General features: G+C 37.4%; 20 protein-coding genes. 6 read left to right on the forward strand and 14 right to left on the reverse strand.

Annotated features, from left to right (window positions below; translation table 11 throughout):
* Positions 1–5 precede the first annotated feature (5 nt).
* Entirely contained in the window at positions 6–200 is a 195-nt protein-coding gene (locus tag KSHG_RS05405) for a helix-hairpin-helix domain-containing protein (RefSeq protein WP_010303007.1), read from the reverse strand.
* A gap of 373 nt (positions 201–573) precedes the next feature.
* Here KSHG_RS05405 and KSHG_RS05410 point away from each other — a divergent pair, with 373 nt between their 5' ends.
* On the forward strand, positions 574–822 hold the full coding sequence (locus tag KSHG_RS05410; RefSeq protein WP_010303010.1) for a hypothetical protein: 249 nt from the start codon (positions 574–576) through the stop codon (positions 820–822).
* Positions 823–930: 108 nt separating this feature from the next.
* On the opposite strand, the gene KSHG_RS05415 is transcribed toward KSHG_RS05410, so the two are convergent.
* From KSHG_RS05415 to KSHG_RS05455, 9 genes are all read right to left on the reverse strand, one after another.
* Positions 931–1632: a hypothetical protein gene (locus KSHG_RS05415; RefSeq protein WP_010303011.1), complete on the reverse strand. Its 702-nt coding sequence runs from the start codon at positions 1630–1632 to the stop codon at positions 931–933.
* Between the two features lie 167 nt (positions 1633–1799).
* A complete protein-coding gene (locus KSHG_RS05420) occupies positions 1800–2090 on the reverse strand; it encodes a hypothetical protein (RefSeq protein WP_010303012.1) in 291 nt (96 codons plus the stop codon).
* On the reverse strand, positions 2087–3268 hold the full coding sequence (locus KSHG_RS05425; RefSeq protein WP_010303013.1) for a hypothetical protein: 1182 nt from the start codon (positions 3266–3268) through the stop codon (positions 2087–2089). The genes KSHG_RS05420 and KSHG_RS05425 overlap by 4 nt, the downstream gene beginning before the upstream one ends.
* 264 nt (positions 3269–3532) lie before the next feature.
* The gene (locus KSHG_RS05430) at positions 3533–3967 is read right to left on the reverse strand and encodes a universal stress protein (protein WP_010303015.1); all 435 of its coding nucleotides are present in this window, start codon (positions 3965–3967) and stop codon (positions 3533–3535) included.
* A 312-nt stretch (positions 3968–4279) separates the two neighbouring features.
* Positions 4280–6004 (reverse strand): assimilatory sulfite reductase (NADPH) hemoprotein subunit, encoded by a 1725-nt coding sequence (gene cysI, locus KSHG_RS05435; protein WP_010303032.1) that lies wholly within the window; start codon positions 6002–6004, stop codon positions 4280–4282.
* A 17-nt stretch (positions 6005–6021) separates the two neighbouring features.
* Positions 6022–7794, reverse strand: coding sequence for an assimilatory sulfite reductase (NADPH) flavoprotein subunit (locus KSHG_RS05440; protein ID WP_010303036.1), 1773 nt, complete (start codon positions 7792–7794; stop codon positions 6022–6024).
* Positions 7778–8539, reverse strand: a complete 762-nt coding sequence (locus KSHG_RS05445) for a sirohydrochlorin chelatase (RefSeq protein WP_010303041.1) — start codon at positions 8537–8539, stop codon at positions 7778–7780. Before KSHG_RS05445 ends, KSHG_RS05440 begins: the two co-directional genes overlap by 17 nt.
* A gap of 15 nt (positions 8540–8554) precedes the next feature.
* Positions 8555–9316: a uroporphyrinogen-III C-methyltransferase gene (gene cobA, locus KSHG_RS05450; RefSeq protein ID WP_010303046.1), complete on the reverse strand. Its 762-nt coding sequence runs from the start codon at positions 9314–9316 to the stop codon at positions 8555–8557.
* 91 nt (positions 9317–9407) lie between these two features.
* Positions 9408–9590: a YezD family protein gene (locus KSHG_RS05455; protein WP_010303051.1), complete on the reverse strand. Its 183-nt coding sequence runs from the start codon at positions 9588–9590 to the stop codon at positions 9408–9410.
* Between the two features lie 192 nt (positions 9591–9782).
* On the opposite strand from KSHG_RS05455, the gene KSHG_RS05460 reads away from it, so the two are divergent.
* The 5 genes from KSHG_RS05460 (at position 9783) to KSHG_RS05480 (ending at position 13606) form a co-directional block, all read left to right on the forward strand.
* A complete protein-coding gene (locus KSHG_RS05460) occupies positions 9783–10406 on the forward strand; it encodes an NAD(P)-dependent oxidoreductase (RefSeq protein WP_010303055.1) in 624 nt (207 codons plus the stop codon).
* Positions 10407–10477: 71 nt separating this feature from the next.
* Complete coding sequence (locus tag KSHG_RS05465) at positions 10478–11008, forward strand: isochorismatase family protein (RefSeq protein ID WP_010303059.1); 531 nt, start codon at positions 10478–10480, stop codon at positions 11006–11008.
* Positions 11009–11138: 130 nt separating this feature from the next.
* Positions 11139–12050: an alpha/beta hydrolase gene (locus KSHG_RS16210; RefSeq protein WP_010303061.1), complete on the forward strand. Its 912-nt coding sequence runs from the start codon at positions 11139–11141 to the stop codon at positions 12048–12050.
* 104 nt (positions 12051–12154) lie between these two features.
* Positions 12155–13045 carry a ferrochelatase gene (locus tag KSHG_RS05475; protein ID WP_010303063.1) on the forward strand — a complete coding sequence of 297 codons (891 nt, stop codon included), beginning with the start codon at positions 12155–12157 and terminating at the stop codon, positions 13043–13045.
* Between the two features lie 84 nt (positions 13046–13129).
* Entirely contained in the window at positions 13130–13606 is a 477-nt protein-coding gene (locus KSHG_RS05480; RefSeq protein ID WP_010303064.1) for an S-ribosylhomocysteine lyase, read from the forward strand.
* Between the two features lie 78 nt (positions 13607–13684).
* Here KSHG_RS05480 and KSHG_RS05485 read toward each other — a convergent pair whose 3' ends face one another.
* From KSHG_RS05485 to KSHG_RS05500, 4 genes are all read right to left on the reverse strand, one after another.
* The gene (locus tag KSHG_RS05485; RefSeq protein WP_010303067.1) at positions 13685–14293 is read right to left on the reverse strand and encodes a flavin reductase family protein; all 609 of its coding nucleotides are present in this window, start codon (positions 14291–14293) and stop codon (positions 13685–13687) included.
* A 73-nt stretch (positions 14294–14366) separates the two neighbouring features.
* Positions 14367–15899 (reverse strand): long-chain-fatty-acid--CoA ligase, encoded by a 1533-nt coding sequence (locus KSHG_RS05490; protein ID WP_010303069.1) that lies wholly within the window; start codon positions 15897–15899, stop codon positions 14367–14369.
* A 156-nt stretch (positions 15900–16055) separates the two neighbouring features.
* Positions 16056–17012 (reverse strand): ribonuclease Z, encoded by a 957-nt coding sequence (rnz, locus tag KSHG_RS05495; protein WP_010303070.1) that lies wholly within the window; start codon positions 17010–17012, stop codon positions 16056–16058.
* An 8-nt stretch (positions 17013–17020) separates the two neighbouring features.
* Positions 17021–18253 carry a DNA polymerase IV gene (locus KSHG_RS05500; protein ID WP_042231438.1) on the reverse strand — a complete coding sequence of 411 codons (1233 nt, stop codon included), beginning with the start codon at positions 18251–18253 and terminating at the stop codon, positions 17021–17023.
* Between the last annotated feature and the right edge of the window lie 9 nt (positions 18254–18262).

Genomic DNA, 18262 nt, shown 5'->3' on the forward strand with positions numbered 1-18262 from the left:
TTTATTTATGCTTCTTCTACGAAACGGTATCCTTTTTCATCCATAGCAGATTTAAGTGTTTTAAATGCTTTCGGACCAATACCATGAAGACGTTGTAGATGAGTTGCACTAATTCGTTGCAAATCTTCTAAACAGTATAGTTCAGCAGTATGTAGCGCACGGATTGCTGGGCGTGCTACACCTTCTGGCCAGTGATTCATTATGAAAGTTACCTCCTTTAAAACAAAACACTACGTATAAACAGCTCATTACCTCGTTTTTACCATGCAAAAATAACGACTTCTTAAATTAAAGCCGCCCAATTTATTTAAAGTTGGTGCATCTCTGAATTTCATTCATTGTAGGAAAATCTATGAGGGTTACATAACGTCCTGTCTTACGACGGTTATATAATTTTTTCGGTGTAGTATAACAAAATGCTTCTTACAAGTTCAATATTTTATCATACTTTCTCACTTTTTTATGAAAGTTTTGCATTTTTTAATTTTATATTAAAATTGTCATGCACTGTTCAATATTTATTGATTGACAGGAATATATTTAATTTATTTTATAGGTGAAAGGAAGTTACATATGAATATTTTTTGGTATATCAACATCTTCTCGATGATTTTATACGTTATTTTATTTTACGTTCGTTTCAAAAAACCACATGTTATCTCACAAAATAGTTTATTTGCACTTTTACTCGTTGCCATCGTAACCTACTTTTTAAACGATGGCCCTTATCCACTCGCTCGGGCAATCGCCTTTTTCTTCTTATTACTTTTTGACTTATCAATGCTTCTCGTCTTAAAATCAAACCAAAATCAAACGAAGTAAACTAACTAAAAAGGCTCGAATCTCCTTAGATTCGAGTCTTTTATTATACAAATAATTTTTTCGTTTTTGAAAAATATTTTTTTAATTCTTCTGTAAAGTACTCGCCATTTAAATAAGGAATGTGTAAATCTGCAGCTTTTTTTGTGCATCCATCGTCGCGTTGTCTGTTGCTATACAAATTGCGTCGGCACACTCAAAATAAGCACGTCCAATGGCTAATTTTTCGATATCTGTCATCGTTAGTTTAGACGCTAAGCCACCAATCATAAAAGCAAATTTGCCACTTTTGGATCGTGCGACTAATTGTATACCAAAACTCACATCCGCATCTAATTCTTCGATTTTAATGAAACCATTTTCTAGTAAAAATTTTTTCAACATTTCAATAGCTTGTTCCGTCGTGCATCCTTTTAAAGAAGATTGCATAACAAAAACAGGTGCCGTCGACGTAACTTGTAGTGTTTCAATAGACTCAATAGGTTCTGAAACGTGCAACTGTCTTTTTTTATATTTATTTTTCAGTCCATCAATGAAAAGAACAAGTGCTATACAAATAAAGGCGTAACTAACGAATGCAAGTGGTGAATACCAAACGATTGATATCGCCTCGGATAATTGAAGCATATACGTTTTTTCATCTAAAAAAAAGGCCATAATGACAGGTGTTAAAAAAATATACACTAAAATGAATGCACTCAGAAAAAGTTGCTTCCCATCCGTTTTTTGTTCTGCGAAAGAAGTGGCTACATTTGATTGATTTGAAGAATCTGTTTTGATTAGATTCTTTTTACGAATCGTTTTATTTTTCAATAACCTCATCCTCTTTACACATAGTATATGTATTATTATACAAGATATTAAGAAAGCTCTCATGTGAAAAATACCTTAATTTCACAGTTAATTTTATAGGAATTTTCACTCAATTATAAATAAATAAGAAAAATAGATAGTTTATTTTCCTTATTTTCATTTTTTATCTAAATAACTATATTTTTATCAATTTCTAGTATTATTTGTTCAGAAGTTAATTGGTTTTTAATAATACTTGGTACCGAAACGACGTGCTGATCAGTATCTACGTCCGGAATTTTATTAATGTCGATTAATAAATTTTCATAATCTAATGGCAATAGGCTCAATCGTTTCGTCACTTTTTCTAATCGTAACAACATATTATCGTCTAATAACTGATTTGAATTTTCTTGTAGTTGCACTAAAAATAGTCGTAAAAAGTCTTTCGCTTCTACAATTGAATCAAACCCTTTCAAGCGTTGGATTGCTGTGAAACGTCTTGTCTTATATATTTTTTAGATGTTTGCACTGTATTTTTTAGTTCATACTGAGCCATTTCTGCACGTATATTTTGATATAAACGTTCATTTATTTTTTCAAGATCGTGCGTTAGTTGTTTTTCTAATCGCTCAATTTTCTTTAACGTATTTTGAATATCTTCATATTTTTCTACTAATTCAGCTGTTACTCTTTCCACTTTCTTATCGAGATCTTTCGGTAAAAAAGGCAATAAAAGTTTACTTTTCATTTTACGTTGCATCGTTTCAAGTTCGATTAGTTCCTTTTGATACTCTTTTACAACAGCGCGATAACGATGGACAGCTTCTATATACTGACTACCAATCGTTGAAAAGCGAAGAACGTCTCCATCTGTAATAAATGCATGGTGACGAATAAATTGGACAAATTGATACAACGTTTGAATGGACTCGTACTGTTTAATCGTATGCATTACTTCCGTTTGTAAATCCCCGACCGGTGTTTTATTTTCTAATTCCGGATGTTTTACAATCGTCATTAGCTGCGTATACGCACCGATGTATGGTTCTCTTTTTAATAAATTACTTACTTCAATTTCAAATCGTTCCACCCATTGAATAAAACGTTCAATTGTTTTTTTCTTATGTTGCCTTTGAAACGTTTTCGTGTCTAACAATTCCAAATAAAGCGCTGTATCCTCTTTCTCATTTAAACAATTTCGAAATAAATTAGACGAAATCGTCGTTTGTTCATTTTGTGTAATAGCAAGTAGGGATAATCCCATTTGTTTCATTCGTTCAATTAAACGAATTTCACCGATTGTTAGTTCATCTTCGTCATCAATCAACCACACGACATCGTCTGCTCTCTTTAATGCACTTGGAGAGACGTACATGAATTTCTCTGACGTTTCTATCGTACCGACGTCAATCAATGTGAAATTTTGTAATAAGTGATGCTCTAAAAATATATCTAAATAATCGACACCTTGTTGTAAAATTTCAGTTCCTTCATTTAAATATGTATGAAATAAAGGAAGCTTATCTAACGTAAAATGTTCTACTTGCCCGTCTAAAAAATGACCTACGATTTCTTCTTTTTGTCCGTATTGAATAATCGATGTACTATAGGAGATCGATGGATGACTTGTTTGGAGAAGCTGCTTGCCAAACAATTGATTAACGAAATGAACTTTTCGATCATGTTTTTTGAATAAAGTAAAATCATTTTCTGTTGTTTCATGTCATCAATCAAACTTTTTAACAGTTGTGCACTTCGCTTCGTATACGTTGATTTGGAAATAATTTCATATAACTGGACAAAACGGTCTACATCTATATTTTTTACGCTTTTTGCTCAACTCTTTTTGTCATCATTTAACCTCTATTCTCACGCAGAAGAAGAAAAAAGATGAGCAGTTACACTGCCCATCTTGACGTTATTTTGCCATTAAAACTGGAATAGGTGACTGTTGCAATACTCGGTGGCTAACACTCGACATTTTTTCTTTCACACCCGTTAAGCCTCTATTCCCCATAATGAGTAAATCAATATGAGAATCTTCAATGTGCTGAATAATTGCCGTTGTGGCATCTCCATGCGCTATATGTGTTTCTATTTTATTTGGTAAATCTGAAAGTAATTGTTTTCCTTGTTGTAAAATAATTTCCCCGTCATGTTGTAGTTGCTCCATCGAGCTATCGCAAACTTGAGAAGCTCCTGCAATTTGAACGAGTGTAGAAGGTGTTTGGACGATATAAAGTAAGTCAATAATAATTTGCGCTTCATCTTGCGCTACTTTTTTCGCTAATTGCACCGCTTGATCTGCTAAATCTGTGCCATTGTAAGCAATCAAAATTTTTGTCGCTAACATATTTATCGCTTCTTTCTGTCATTTATTTAGCTTTATTATACGCCTTTTAAAAAAACTATCCTTTCATAGCCATTTTTTATTTTATTAGGGAAATAATGTTTATGAAAGAGAGGAGTATCTGAGAACTAACCTACGAAAGTGAAAAAGACACTTCTTTTAATTTGCATTTGACGGTGCTTTCCTCAAGCACGGAATGTTTCAATTTAGCCTATTAAAAAACACTTCCAAAGATTTGATCCCTTGAAAGTGTCTTTTTCTTTTTATGTTGTCTCAGATTTTTACGTCCGTTTCTCTACTCTTTTTATTTTATCGTTAAACCGTATGTGCTAATGTATGGAAGTTTGTACCATCTGTCGTCGCTTCAATAATGTTTGTACGCACGACGAAATCTCCAAAATGTTCTTTTTCAAGACGCTCTGTCGCATAGCGATGGAATAATTGTTGTAATTCCTTTAAAATAGCCGCTTCATCAATGTTTTCTAAATACAATTTACTTAATCGATCTCCGATAAAAGATGCTCCTAAATACATATTATACTTACCAGGACCTTTTCCGATAAAACCAATTTCAGCTAATGCTGCACGTGAACAGCCATTCGGACAGCCCGACATACGAATGACAATCTCTTCATTTCGCAAACCTTCTTGCTCTAATAAATCATCAATTTTCGTAATGAGCGATGGTAAGTAGCGCTCCGCTTCAGCCATCGCAAGACCGCATGTAGGAAGAGACACACACGCAATCGCATTACGACGAAGCGCCGAATACTGTTCACCATCCGTTAAATGATATGCATCAATTAATTTTTGAATCGTCCTTTTCTTTTGTGGCGTCACGTTCGCAATCATTAAATTTTGATTCGGCGTCATACGGAATTCACCCGTATGTACTTGTGCAATTTCACGTAGTCCTGTCATTAATTGATACTCTTTCGTATCTTGAATACGTCCATTTTCGATAAAAATCGTGAAATGCCAGTTGCCATCTTTCCCTTTCACCCAACCATATTCATCTCCACGCTTCGTGAAAATCGCTTCTTTGATCGGTTGTAACGCGTAGCCTAAACGTTTGTGTAGCTCTTCTTTAAACCACTCAATCCCGTATTTATCGATTGTATATTTAAACCGTGCATTTTTACGTTCCGAACGATTCCCAAAATCTCGTTGAATCGTTACAATTTTTTCCGCGACATCGACTAGCTGATCCGGCGTAACGAAGCCAATTGTACGTCCGAGTTGTGGGTATGTGGACGTTTCACCGTGCGTCATACCCATACCGCCACCGACTGCGATATTAAACCCGATTAATTGTTCTTCTTTTACGATTGCAATAATCCCAATGTCTTGTGAATACACGTCGACATCATTACTCGGTGGAACAGCTAAACCGATTTTAAATTTACGTGGTAAATAATGTTTCCCGTAAATCGGTTCGACATCAGCAACAGCTGGTGTTCCTTGCACTTTCTCACCGTCTAACCAAATCTCATGATACGCTTGTGTATGCGGTAATAAATGTTCACTAAGTTTCGTTGCCCAATCATAAATCTCTGCATGTAACTCCGATTGATTCGGATTCACGCCGTTCATAACATTTCTGTTCACGTCTCCACATGCAGCAAGTGAATCGAGTAACACGTCATTCATTTGTTGCATGAATTTTTTCACATTCCATTTCACGATGCCATGAATTTGAAATGCTTGACGTGTCGTCACTTTCAATGTGCCATTGCCAATCGTATTCGCTGCATTATCCATCATTAACCACTGTGCAGGTGTTGCTGTTCCTCCCGGTGTACGAACACGAACCATAAATTGATAAGATGGCTCTAATTTTTTCTTTTGACGTGTTAGGCGATCGTCTCGGTTATCTTGCATGTAACTACCGTGGAATTTAATCAGTTGGGTATCCATTTCTGGTATTTTGCCTGAAAGAGGTTCTTTAAACGATTGTTCAATCGTTCCGCGTAAATAATTACTTTCATCTTTGAAAATCTCATTCGCACTTCTTTTCGGTGTTTCTTCATACTTTGTCATTGCTCCATCCCCCTCAATTAATAAACGTCTCGTTGATATTGTTTTTTCTGTTGATACTGTCGGAGAATTTCATCTGCTTCTTCAGCCGTTTTTTGTCCGTACGTTATTACAATGTCACGTAATGCTTCATGAACGTCTTTTGCCATCGTTTTTTCATCGCCACAAACGTAAATGACCGCTCCTTGCTCTAGCCATTCATACACTTCTTCTCCATGTTCACGTAATTTATGTTGAACATAAATTTTCTCTTCTTGGTCGCGAGAAAAAGCAACGTCCATTTTCGTTAAATCACCTTGTTTCAACCAATCAAGCCACTCTATTTGATATAAGAAATCGAGCATGAAATGTTGTTCGCCAAAAAATAACCAACTTTTCCCTTCCGCATTCCGTTCTGCTCGTTCTTCAACAAATGAACGGAATGGCGCAATCCCAGTACCTGCACCAATCATAATAATTGGCGTCGTATCATCTACCGGCAATTTAAAGTTTTCATTCTCTTGAACGAATACAGAAACGGTATCTCCTACCTCAATCCGTTCTGCTATTTCACCAGATGCTACGCCGAGACGTTGTCGACCATTTGATTCGTATGCCACTTTCCCAATCGTCAAATGCACTTCCTCTTCATTCGCTTGTAAACTTGATGCAATGCTGTACAGTCGAGCGGGAATTGGTCTTAATACATCAATGAATTGTTGGGCTGTCCATGAGAATGGCCCAAATTGTTCTAAAACGTCTAATAAGTCTTTTCCGTATTTGTACGTAGCAAAAGGTTCTTCAATACGATCGAGAATACTTTCTTCTGCATACGCTTCTATTTTTTGAAGTAACGGTTTTGAAATAACCGTCACTTCTAATACATCCGTTAATGCCTTTTCTAACGTATAAGATACATTTTTCACTTGAACTTTCTCATTTGCATCTAGTTGAAGCAACTGAAGTAACTGTGCTACGATTTTCGGATCATTGTGTGGAATGATTCCTAAACTATCACCTGGTGCATACGTCAAATTTGAATTTTCGAGTGACAATTCAATATGGTACGTTTCTTTATTCGAGCCATCCATATTCAAATTAATTTTTTCGATTACTTCCGCTTGAAATGGATTCGATTTCGAATAGACAGACGTTTCCGTTTCTACAATGGCAGTTGTTGCTTGCGTAGTTGGTAACAATTTTTCTCGAACGTCTTGGAACCAGGCTGCAGCTGCTTCTTCATAATCTAAATCACAATCTACACGTGGAATAAGCGCTGTTGCGCCCAATTCACGTAATCTTTCATCAAAATCAATACCTGTTTGGCAGAAAAATTCATACGAACTATCACCAAGTGCTAATACGGCATAATGTAGATTCGTTAATTTTGGTGCACGCTTACTATGTAAAAATTCATGGAACGTAATCCCGTTATCAGGTGCTTCTCCTTCACCGTGTGTACTCGCAACGATTAATAAATTGCTTAATTTTTTCAGCTGTTGGGGCTTAAAACTGCTCATAGACGCTACTTGTACGTCGACATCTTGTGCAGCGAGCTGCGCCGCAAACGACTCCGCTAACTTCTGGCTATTCCCCGTTTGAGATGCATACAAAATCGTTGCTGTCGTAACTTCTTTTGCAGTAGGTATGACATACTCTGTCGTCGGTTGAATCGTCTGTTCAATTTGTTCTTCTTTGGCGCTTAAATAACCATTTAACCATAGACGTTGCTCGTAAGATAAATGTGGAATCAATTCGTTTAATAATTGGACTTGCTTTTCTGTAAATGGACTATTCTCAACTCGAAATGCCATAATTCGCCACCTCATTCTGTCTATTTAACGCACGACTTTGAGCACACTGTGTGCGTTCTACTAATACTTCTAACACTTTATCGCTATAACCTAAGCTGTTACATACGACCATATTATGTTCTTTATTTTGTGCAATCGTCTGTTCAATATGATTGCGTAGTCGCCCTTGGAATAATAAATATGGTACGACAAATACTTGTTCATGCTGTTCTTCGAAGAAATCTTCAAACTTCGGTCCATTTCCATATAAAAAACGAACGTATACTTTTCGGAAGCCGTAATAAAGTTTTAATCTCGTCGCTACTTCTCGAAATGCTTTAATCGCTGCCTCATCACTACTGCCTCTTCCAATTAAGAGAATTTCCGAGTGACTTGTGACGTTCTCGCCACTTTCTGTTAAACGCTCATTCACTTGTGTAATGAGTCGACGATCAATTCCAAACTCTCGTCCAATCGTAAATGTAACGTGTGGATATACTTTTTGACACGTTCCAATAATAGATGGAATATCTTCTTTCAAATGTTGTGCTTTAAAAAGAAGAAGTGGTACGATGACGATATTCGTAACCCCTTCTCGTACACATTCCGCAACTATTTGTTCAATTGACGGCTTCGCTATTTCTAAAAAAGCAATCTTTTGAATCGAACAGTCTACTCGTTTTATTGCACGCTGAACGAAAGCCTCCGCTTCTTTATTCCCTTCTTGAATACGCGTGCCATGTGCCACATAAATAATTGCTTGCATGAGTACTCCTCCTTTTTAAACGTAAACAGCACGTTTCGCTTCTTCAAACCAAGCTATTTTATTACGTAAAGAAACGACTTCCCCTACGACAATCATGCTCGGATTTTTAATTTCTTGCTCTTTTACGGTTTCTTCAATCGTTTCCAATGTGCCTGTAACGGTTTGTTGATGCGCATACGTACCCCAATGAATTAGTGCGACTGGCGTTTTTGGATTTTTTCCAAATTTATTTAATTGATTTAAAATATACGGTAAATTTTGAACGCCCATATAAATCGCTAACGTATCTAGCTGTGCTAGTGCTCCCCATTTCAAATCATCATCTTTTCCTTGTTGACGATGTCCTGTTACAATCGCAAAACTACTGCTCAATTCACGATGCGTTACAGGAATGCCGGCATATGCAGGCGCTGCAATGCCAGATGTGATACCTGGAACAATCTCGAACGGGATATGCGCTTTTGCTAACACTTCCGCTTCTTCCGCCCCTCTTCCGAATACGAAAGGATCGCCACCTTTTAATCGTGTAACTACTTTTCCTTCCCTTGCATACTTAAGTAATGATTCGTGAATTTGTTCTTGAATCATCGCATGCCGATTCGGTAATTTACCACAAAAAATATGTTCGGCACCTTCTTTTGAATAAGAAAGTAACTCAGGATTAATGAGACGATCATACAAAATAACATCCGCTTCCTTAATCGCACGTAATCCTTTTAGTGTAATTAATTCGATATCTCCTGGCCCTGCTCCTACGATATAAACTTTTCCTGTCATGCTTCTCACCTCTCAAAATAAAAGACACACTCATAGCAAATAGAATGATTCCACCTGCTACAAATGTGCCTCTAGTTGTCTAGTCAGCTATTTATATGTTCATTGCATATATACTTGTCATTATTTTGTTTTGTTGTTGAAACCGTTGTTTCTCAACACGATTAATTTGAACGATGACCCCATCTTGAATCGTAATTTGTACTTCTCCAAATTGAATCCCATCAATCGCTTTTTCAATCGCCTTTAAACGTTCCTCTTTTGAAATTTGCACCATTAAAAATCCCCCTCATCACATAATCCTTAGTAAACTAATCGGTATTAGTAAGATTGTTTAAATTCTAAGACTATTCAAAAAGAATGTCAATCATTTTTTTAGTATTTAAACAATTCTGACTAATACTTCCTTGTTTACATTTTTTCAAATCCATTTCATAATAGAATAGAACGAATTTGGAGGTGCATACATATGGACAAATTAATTATTTTTGGTGCAACAGGCGGTGTAGGACAACATGCCGTTCGTCAAGCACTATCAGAAGAGTATGAAGTAACGGCTTTCGTACGTTCTCCTGAAAAAGTAACAATCGAACATGAAAACTTACACATCGTACAAGGCGACGCTTTTGATAAAGAAGCGGTTGCGAATGCGATCAAAGGACAAGACATGGTTATTTCAACACTCGGTACACCGAAAGATACCGAACTTGAAAATCCTATTTCCAAAATGGTACAAAATATCGTTGATGGAATGGTCGAACACGGCGTTTCACGTATTGTTTATACAGCATCTGCTGGTGTCGATGGTGAAATTCAAGGAGAACATGGTCAACAAGTAATGAATTATTTGAAAGTATATTTAGTAGACCATAAAGCGGCAATCGATGCGATTCAAGCGGCAGGTTTAAATTATACAATCATTCGTCCGATGGGTTTAACGAACGAAGAACCCCTTCGTCGCTATGCGCTAAGTTACGATGACGTACCAGAAATCGCAAAATCAATTAGCAGAGATGACGTAGCGAATGCCGTCGTAATGGCCATTCCAAATGCAAACTTTATGAAACAATCAATCGCCATATTCAACGTATAATATTGTTCATTTAACGACCAATACTCTTTTCCATGATATAGTTATGCTATATTTTGGAAAGGAGTTTTTTTATGAATACTATTTTAGTTATTATTGATGTACAGCAAAAAATAATGGATGTTATGTACGACACAGAACGCTCCATGAACAAAATGGTACAACTTATACAAGGTGCAAAAGTAGTCGAATGGCCAATTTTTTTATTCGAACAATATCCAAAAGGGCTTGGTCCAACAGCAAAAGAGATTCAACAACTGCTTCCTAACATTCAACCAATTGCCAAAACGACGTTCAGTGCTTTTGAAAATGAAGAATTTAAACAGACGCTTCGCACATTCAAACAAAAGCCACAAATTATTTTATGTGGTATTGAAACACATATTTGTGTATATCAAACCGCCATTCAATTACTTGAAGCAGGTTATGACGTATGGTGTATTGCTGAGGCAACGAGCGCTCGAACAAGTGAAAGCCAAAATATCGGATTAGCACTCATTCAACAAGCTGGCGGAAAAATTGCGAATAATGAACTCGTCCTATTTAACGCATTAAAAGATGCCAAACATTCTAAATTTAAAGAAATTAGCCAATTAATCAAATAAATAATATCTTCTACAATAACTCAATTTTTAAAAATTGGGTTTTTATTACCTTAAAAACCAAGTTAACTTGTAGGTATTGTATATTTTATGATACACTACGAAAAAACAAAATGATCTTTGGAGGGATTTTATGCAGTTAAGTAATCGTTCTATCGCCTACATTCAAGCACATGAAGGAATTCCATATTATGAGCAATCTCCTAGCGAAGCTCGTGCCATCCGTCAATTACACCCCGACAAACTAGTACGCGTAAAAGGAATTACTTCTATTGAGGACATCATCATCCCTGTGCAAGATGGTGAAATTTCTTTGCGTATATACAAACCAAATGGCTCTGGTCCCTTCCCTGTCATTTTATATTTACACGGTGGCGGTTGGGTGTTTGGAAGTCCCGAATATGCAGACGGTGGTTGTCGCTATTTAACCGCACAGTCGAAACAAATCGTCGTCAGTGTCGATTATCGTCTCGCACCAGAATTCCCTTTTCCTACACCGTTATATGATGCTTTTGATGCGTTACAATGGGTCATTCAACACGCAGATGCTTTACACATCCAAAAAGACGCCATCACACTTAGTGGCGATAGTGCAGGTGGTAATTTAGCAGCTGCACTTGCGATTTTAGCAGCTGAACAACAAATCCCATTAAAAGCACTTGCTTTAATTTATCCCGTAGTAAATGCTTCGTTAACAGAAGAGAGCTATGAAACTTACGGTCAAAATCTCGGACTAGATGCTGCTGGTATGGCTTGGTTTTTCGATCATTACGTACCGGATTTAAAAAAACGTCACCATCCGTACGTTGCACCGCTTCATTACGAACATATGGAACGATTCCCTCCGACGCTGTTAGTCGCTGCTCAATACGACGTACTCGTTGATGAAGGCATTGCTTTTATTAAACGATTACAAGAAGCATCTGTCGTTCATAAACGCATTGAAATGCCCGGTCTCATTCATAGCTACTATAGTAAAATTGAATTTTTGAAGAAGAAACGAAACAAACTGCCATACACATTTCAAATTTCCTTAATAATTTGAAATAAATAGGAATATTCCATTCTGAACTATTTATAGTTTTTATTGATAATGATTATCAACTTCATTTATAATGAAGTGATTACACATTTTAGGAGGCTTTTTTTATGATTGGTGTTTTATTTTATTCTTACGGTGCCCCGCAATCGATTGATGATGTAGAGGCGTATTTCTCTCACATTATCGGTCGTACGCCACCAGCTCCGATGATGGAAGGCATTTTACAACAATTTAAAGACTTGCAAACAGCGGATCCGATTACGGCTTACACACCACGTATTCGCGAAGCGCTTGAATTTTTACTAAACGAGCAAAATGATGAGCAAGTAAAAGTGTATGTCGCATACAAACATACGACACCGTTTACGGATGATGCGATTGCACAAGCTTTAGCAGATGGTTGTACATCATTTATTACCGTCACTGTAAATCCAATTTTCTCTGCTTCAGGTGGTGGAAGTTTCCACGAAGAAGTAGCAGAAAAAATACTAGACTTCCCTGTGACAGCGCTTAAAAATTATTACACAGCACCACAAATCATTGATGTCTTTGCAAAAAGAGTAAAACGTGCACACGACTTCTTACCTCGTGATAGTAAGAAAAAAGTCTTCTTTACTGTACATAGTCAAATAGTAGACGAAGCACGTAACAAACCGTATGTTGAAGCATTCACGCACTTCGCTCAATTAGTAGCAACTGCAGCCGGTGTAGAACATTTTGAAGCCGTTTACCGTAGTGGTAGAAAAGGCTGGCTCGGTCCAGATGTGAAAGAAGCGATTAAAGCGGACGCAGCTAACGGTTTCAACGCATTTGCAACGTGCGAATTACTTTCAATCGTTCCAGATATGGAATCTTATTTTGAAATTGGCACACAATGTAAAGCAGTATGTGAAGAATTAAACGCCGCATTCGTTCAAACAGAATTTATCGGGGATAGCTTCGATGGTATGTATGCACTTGCACATCAAATTCAATCACTTATTCCTGTTAAAGCGTAAATATATTTTAAATTTTTAGAATATTTCGTCGTGATTAGTGCTACAATGTGAATACATTATGAAAAAGCAGAGGAGTTCTAATCTATGACAAAAGATCATACAAACGTAGAAAGTTTTGATTTAGACCATACGAAAGTAAAAGCCCCATACGTGCGACTTGCTGGTACGAAAACCGGTGCAAACGGCGATGTTGTAACGAAGTATGATGTTCGTTTTAAACAACCGAACAAAGAACATATGGATATGCCTGCTCTCCATTCTTTAGAACATTTAACAGCTGACCGTATTCGAAACCATAGCGATCAAATTATTGACTGGTCTCCGATGGGGTGTCAAACTGGATTTTATGTTTCTTTTATAAATCATAACGATTACGAAGACGTATTATCTATTTTGGAAGCAACGATGCAAGATGTGTTGCAAGCAACAAGTGTTCCTGCTTGTAACGAAGTACAATGTGGGTGGGCAGCAAGTCATAATTTAGAAGGTGCTAAGCAATTAGCACAACAATTTTTAAATAAACGTGACGAATGGTCTACTGTATTTTCTGACGAAGCGTAACATATTAAAAGTAAAAGGCAGTCATAGCTTTGAGCTATGATTGCCTTTTTTGTCTATTCAACTAATAAAACTACTGTTTTATTTCGGTCTTTCTAACGTGAAAATCTCACCTAATTTCGCATAATGGTTACCAGCTAAGCGACTGACTGCTTGCAATGCCCCTTCATCTACATGACCATTGTCTTCTGAATAGCTTTCTTCTACAATGTGGAAGCGTTCCACTTTCCCTATAAATAAATCAAAACTATTATAGTCGTCTAATGTAACATGTTTTTGCAACGTACACTCCATTCGGAATGGTGCTTCATTTATTGCTGGTACATCAATGGCTTCACTCGCTGTCAGCGTGAACGATGTACGTTCTAATTCGCTTTCATTGTATGGTAGCGCTGCTGCTGTCTGATTAATATCCTCTACATTTTGCTCATTCGTTAAATGTACGACGAACTCATTGGTCGCCAAAATATTACGTGCTGTATCTTTTAGTTCCCCACTTTTCCGTTGAACAGATACACTAATTAACGGCGGATTCGCTGAAACGATATTGAAGTAGCTAAATGGTGCCGCATTGACGATTCCTTCTTTTGATTTAGTCGTAACGAAAGCAACAGGTCTCGGAATAATAGCCCCTGTCATTAACTTATAATTTTCACGTTCTCGTTGTAATGCTGGATCAATTGATTTCATATGTATACTAACACTCCTTTTTTAAGCATAACAAAACCGTCCTCGTATTACGAGAACGGTTTCGTTTAAATTGTTATAATTTTTGCAATTCTCTACGCAAAATTTTACCTGTCGTATTTTTCGGTAAGTCTTCTAAAAAAATGACACGACGTGGCACTTTATATTTTGCCAAATGTTCTTTACTAAAGGCAATGACGTCTTCTTCCGATAATGTATCATCATTTTTCACGACATACGCTACGACGATTTCACCTTGTTCTGGATCTGGTGCACCGACCGCTGCTGCTTCCGCAATCGCAGGATGATTATACAATACTTCCTCTACTTCACGTGGATAAACATTAAAGCCGCCAACGATAATGACTTCTTTTTTACGATCGACAATGTAAAAATAGCCTTCCTCATCTTGACGTGCCAAATCGCCTGTATACAGCCACCCATCTTTCAACGTAGCCGCTGTCGCCTCTGGCATTTTATAATACCCTTGCATAACATTCGGACCTTTGACGATCAATTCCCCAACTTGACCGATTGGCACTTCTACGCCGTCTGGATCGACGACTTTATTTTTTACATTCACAATAGATAACCCAATAGAACCTGCTTTATTCGGACGATCAATTGGATTAAAACACGTTACCGGTGCAGCTTCAGATAAACCGTAGCCTTCACTAATTTTCACATCATATTTTGCTTCAAAATCGTGCAATAATGCAACTGGTAATGAAGAACCTCCAGAAATCCATAAACGAACAGATTGCATATCTTCTTTTGTCGCACCTGGATATTGATACAAGAAATTAAACATCGTCGGCACACCCGCAAACATCGTTGCCTCGTATTTCTTAATGATTCGTGTCACTTCTGCTGGGCTAAACTGTGGAATAATGAGTAATGTTCCCCCACTAATAAGCGGTGCATTCGTTGCTACCGTTAAACAAAATACGTGGAACATCGGAAGCGTCGTTACGACCCGGTCATTATTCGTAATTCCTAAATACTTTCCGACATCTCGTGCATTCGCATATAAATTATCATGTGAAAGCATCACGCCTTTTGGTTTACCCGTCGTTCCAGACGTGTACAAAATAATAGCAATATCTTCCCCTTGTGCATCCGTTTCTTCCACAGAAAAATCATTTTTCATAAAATGCATAAACGGAACGAATTTCGGCATCAACTTACTCTTTGTCCACGTTACGTCTTCTGATGTTTCACAAATAATAAATTTCTCTACTTGTAAATCGGGCGATTCGGCAACGATTTTTTCAATAACTGGTACGACTTTGTCGAGTGCCACAATTAATTTCACATCTGCATCGCGTACAATGTATGAAATCTCATCTGCCGTGTAAATTGGATTAATCGGAATAACTGTAACACCTGCTCGAAATGCACCGTATAAACCGATAATAAAATGCGGTGAATTTCCTAAAAGCAATGCGATATGATCCCCTTTTTTCAAACCGAGTTGCTGAAGTCCTGCTGCGAAACGTGTAATCTGTGCATCGAGTTCACGATACGTTGTTCCTTGATCCATGAAAATATAAGCGTCTTTGTCAGCGTATTTCACCGCTGTTTCATTAAAGCGAGTTGATAAATTCATATAATAGTCCCCCTATCAGAAAATGAATAGCCATTCACACCTTTCATTATACGCCCTACCCCCATAAAAAGGAAATGAATTTTACGTTTAAAACAGAATTTTTCTTCTTTTAAAAGAAAAAGAACGTTCCCATATAGAAAACGTTCTTTCCGACCTTTAAATTTCTTCTGTTCGTCTCACTTTTACAATTTGTCTATGCATCCATTGAAATTCCGTAAAATCATGAACGATATAGCTTTTCGCATGTATTTTTTTCGTTTCCGCTTCCATTCTTTCTATATCATGTTTTAAGAAGCGTGCACTAATATGATTCAGCAACAGCGTATCAACATTTGCCTGCTCAGCAATCGTTGCGGCATCTACGTTCGTTGAATGTCCGTATTGTGATGCGAGGTTTGCTGTGCTTGCATCAAAAGTGGCTTCGTGAATGAGTATAGTTGCATTTTGGGCCAATTCAGCTGCAGATTCACAAAAACGTGTATCGCCTAAAATCGTCACTGTAAAACCTTGGACTGGTGCACCCGTTACGTCTTCGCTATATACTGTTCGTCCGTCTTCTAATCTAACAGCTTCTCCCGCTTTCAATTGCCCGAGTAAGGGTCCTTTCGGAACGCCGAGCGAGATTGCTTTTTCGAGATCTAACGCTCCGCTAAGTGGTTTTTGTTCTACCCGATACCCGTAACATGGAATAACATGTTCTAATAATTTGGCTGTCACGCAAAATTGCTCATCTTCGAATACGACACCATCTGTTACTTCAACGAAATGGATCGGATACGTTAAATGAGTTCCTGTCAGCCTGTTCGTCATCTCTACCCACTCTTTTATTCCTGTTGGACCGTAAATCGTTAAAGGCGTATCGCCACCTAAAAATGAACGTGAACCTAGAAAACCCGGCAATCCAAAAATGTGGTCTCCGTGTAAATGAGTAATAAAGATTTTTTCAATTTTTCGAGGTCGAATCGACGTTTCGAGTATTTGATGTTGGCACGCTTCCCCACAATCAAAAAGCCAAACAGCTCCTCTCTCTTCTAATAATTTCAAAGCGAGTGAACTCGTTTTACGTAATTTGGAAGGCATTCCTGCGCCTGTCCCTAAAAATTGAATTTGCATATGTGTTCCTACTTTCTATGATCATCTAAAAAATCTTTTGAAAAACTTGTCGGTGATTCAAAATTAGATGTGTGATTTGCCATACCTCTCACGATAATTTGTTCGCCGTACTTTTCTCTTAATTCATTCATAATCGTCATGACTGGCTCGTCTTTTATATGTTCTTTAAACGTAAAAAGATCTAACTGTTCCATTCGTGTTTGACGGTTTTCTACGTGGCTAATACTAATGCCGACTAATCGTAGTGCTTCCCCGTTCCAATGTTTTCTTGCAAGTTCTTTTGCCTCTCTTGCAATATCATTTTGTTTATATAACGCATTCGTAAATGATTTACTACGCGTAATTTGTTTCCAATCCGCTGTTCTTAGTTGCAAAGATAAGGTCGTCCCTGCTAAAAATTTAGATTGCAGACGACTCGCTACTTTTGAAGCAAGAGATGAAATCGTTTCTTCTAATTTACGGAGTGAGACGATGTTTTCAGCAAGCGTCGTCGAGTTTCCGACCGATTTCGTGTCAAAAACAGATTCTGGATCAACAGCTCGGCGGTCAATACCATTCGCTCTTTCAAATAATCGAACACCGTTTTTTCCGAATTCTTTTTTCAACATCGCTTCGTCACATGTGGCTAAATCACCAATCGTTTGAATATGCAACGTCTTTAATTTTTGTGCCGTACTTTTACCAATTCCGTGCATATCAATCACAGGTAACTGCCACAAAACATGTGGTACTTCTCTTTTTCTAAGCACCGTAATACCGAGTGGCTTCTTCATATCAGAAGCTGTTTTCGCTAAAAATTTATTAGGGGCAATGCCAATCGAACAAGGAAGGTCTAATTCTTTTTGTAGTCGCTGTTGAATCACCGCTGCAAGACGAATGGCTTCTTTTCCATTCACAAGATCGCTAACATCCATATATCCTTCATCAATAGAAACCGGTTCTACGAGTGGTGTATACGAGCGAAGTATATCAAACATTTTTTTAGAAGCTTCACGATATCGCTCAAAATTAGGTTTCAAAACAATTAGTTGCGGACACATTTTTACCGCTTCTGTCACACGCATCGTCGTATAAATACCGAGTGCTCTCGCTTCATACGAACACGTAACAATGACGCCGCGTCGCTCTTTCGGGTCACCACCTACAGCGACAGGTTTCCCTTTTAGCCGTGGATTTAGTGACTGTTCAACAGATGCATAAAAACAATTCATATCAATATGGAATAAAATAGACAACTTCATCCCTCCGAA

It is taken from the genome of Kurthia senegalensis (genome assembly GCF_000285595.1).
GTDB lineage: Bacteria > Bacillota > Bacilli > Bacillales_A > Planococcaceae > Kurthia > Kurthia senegalensis.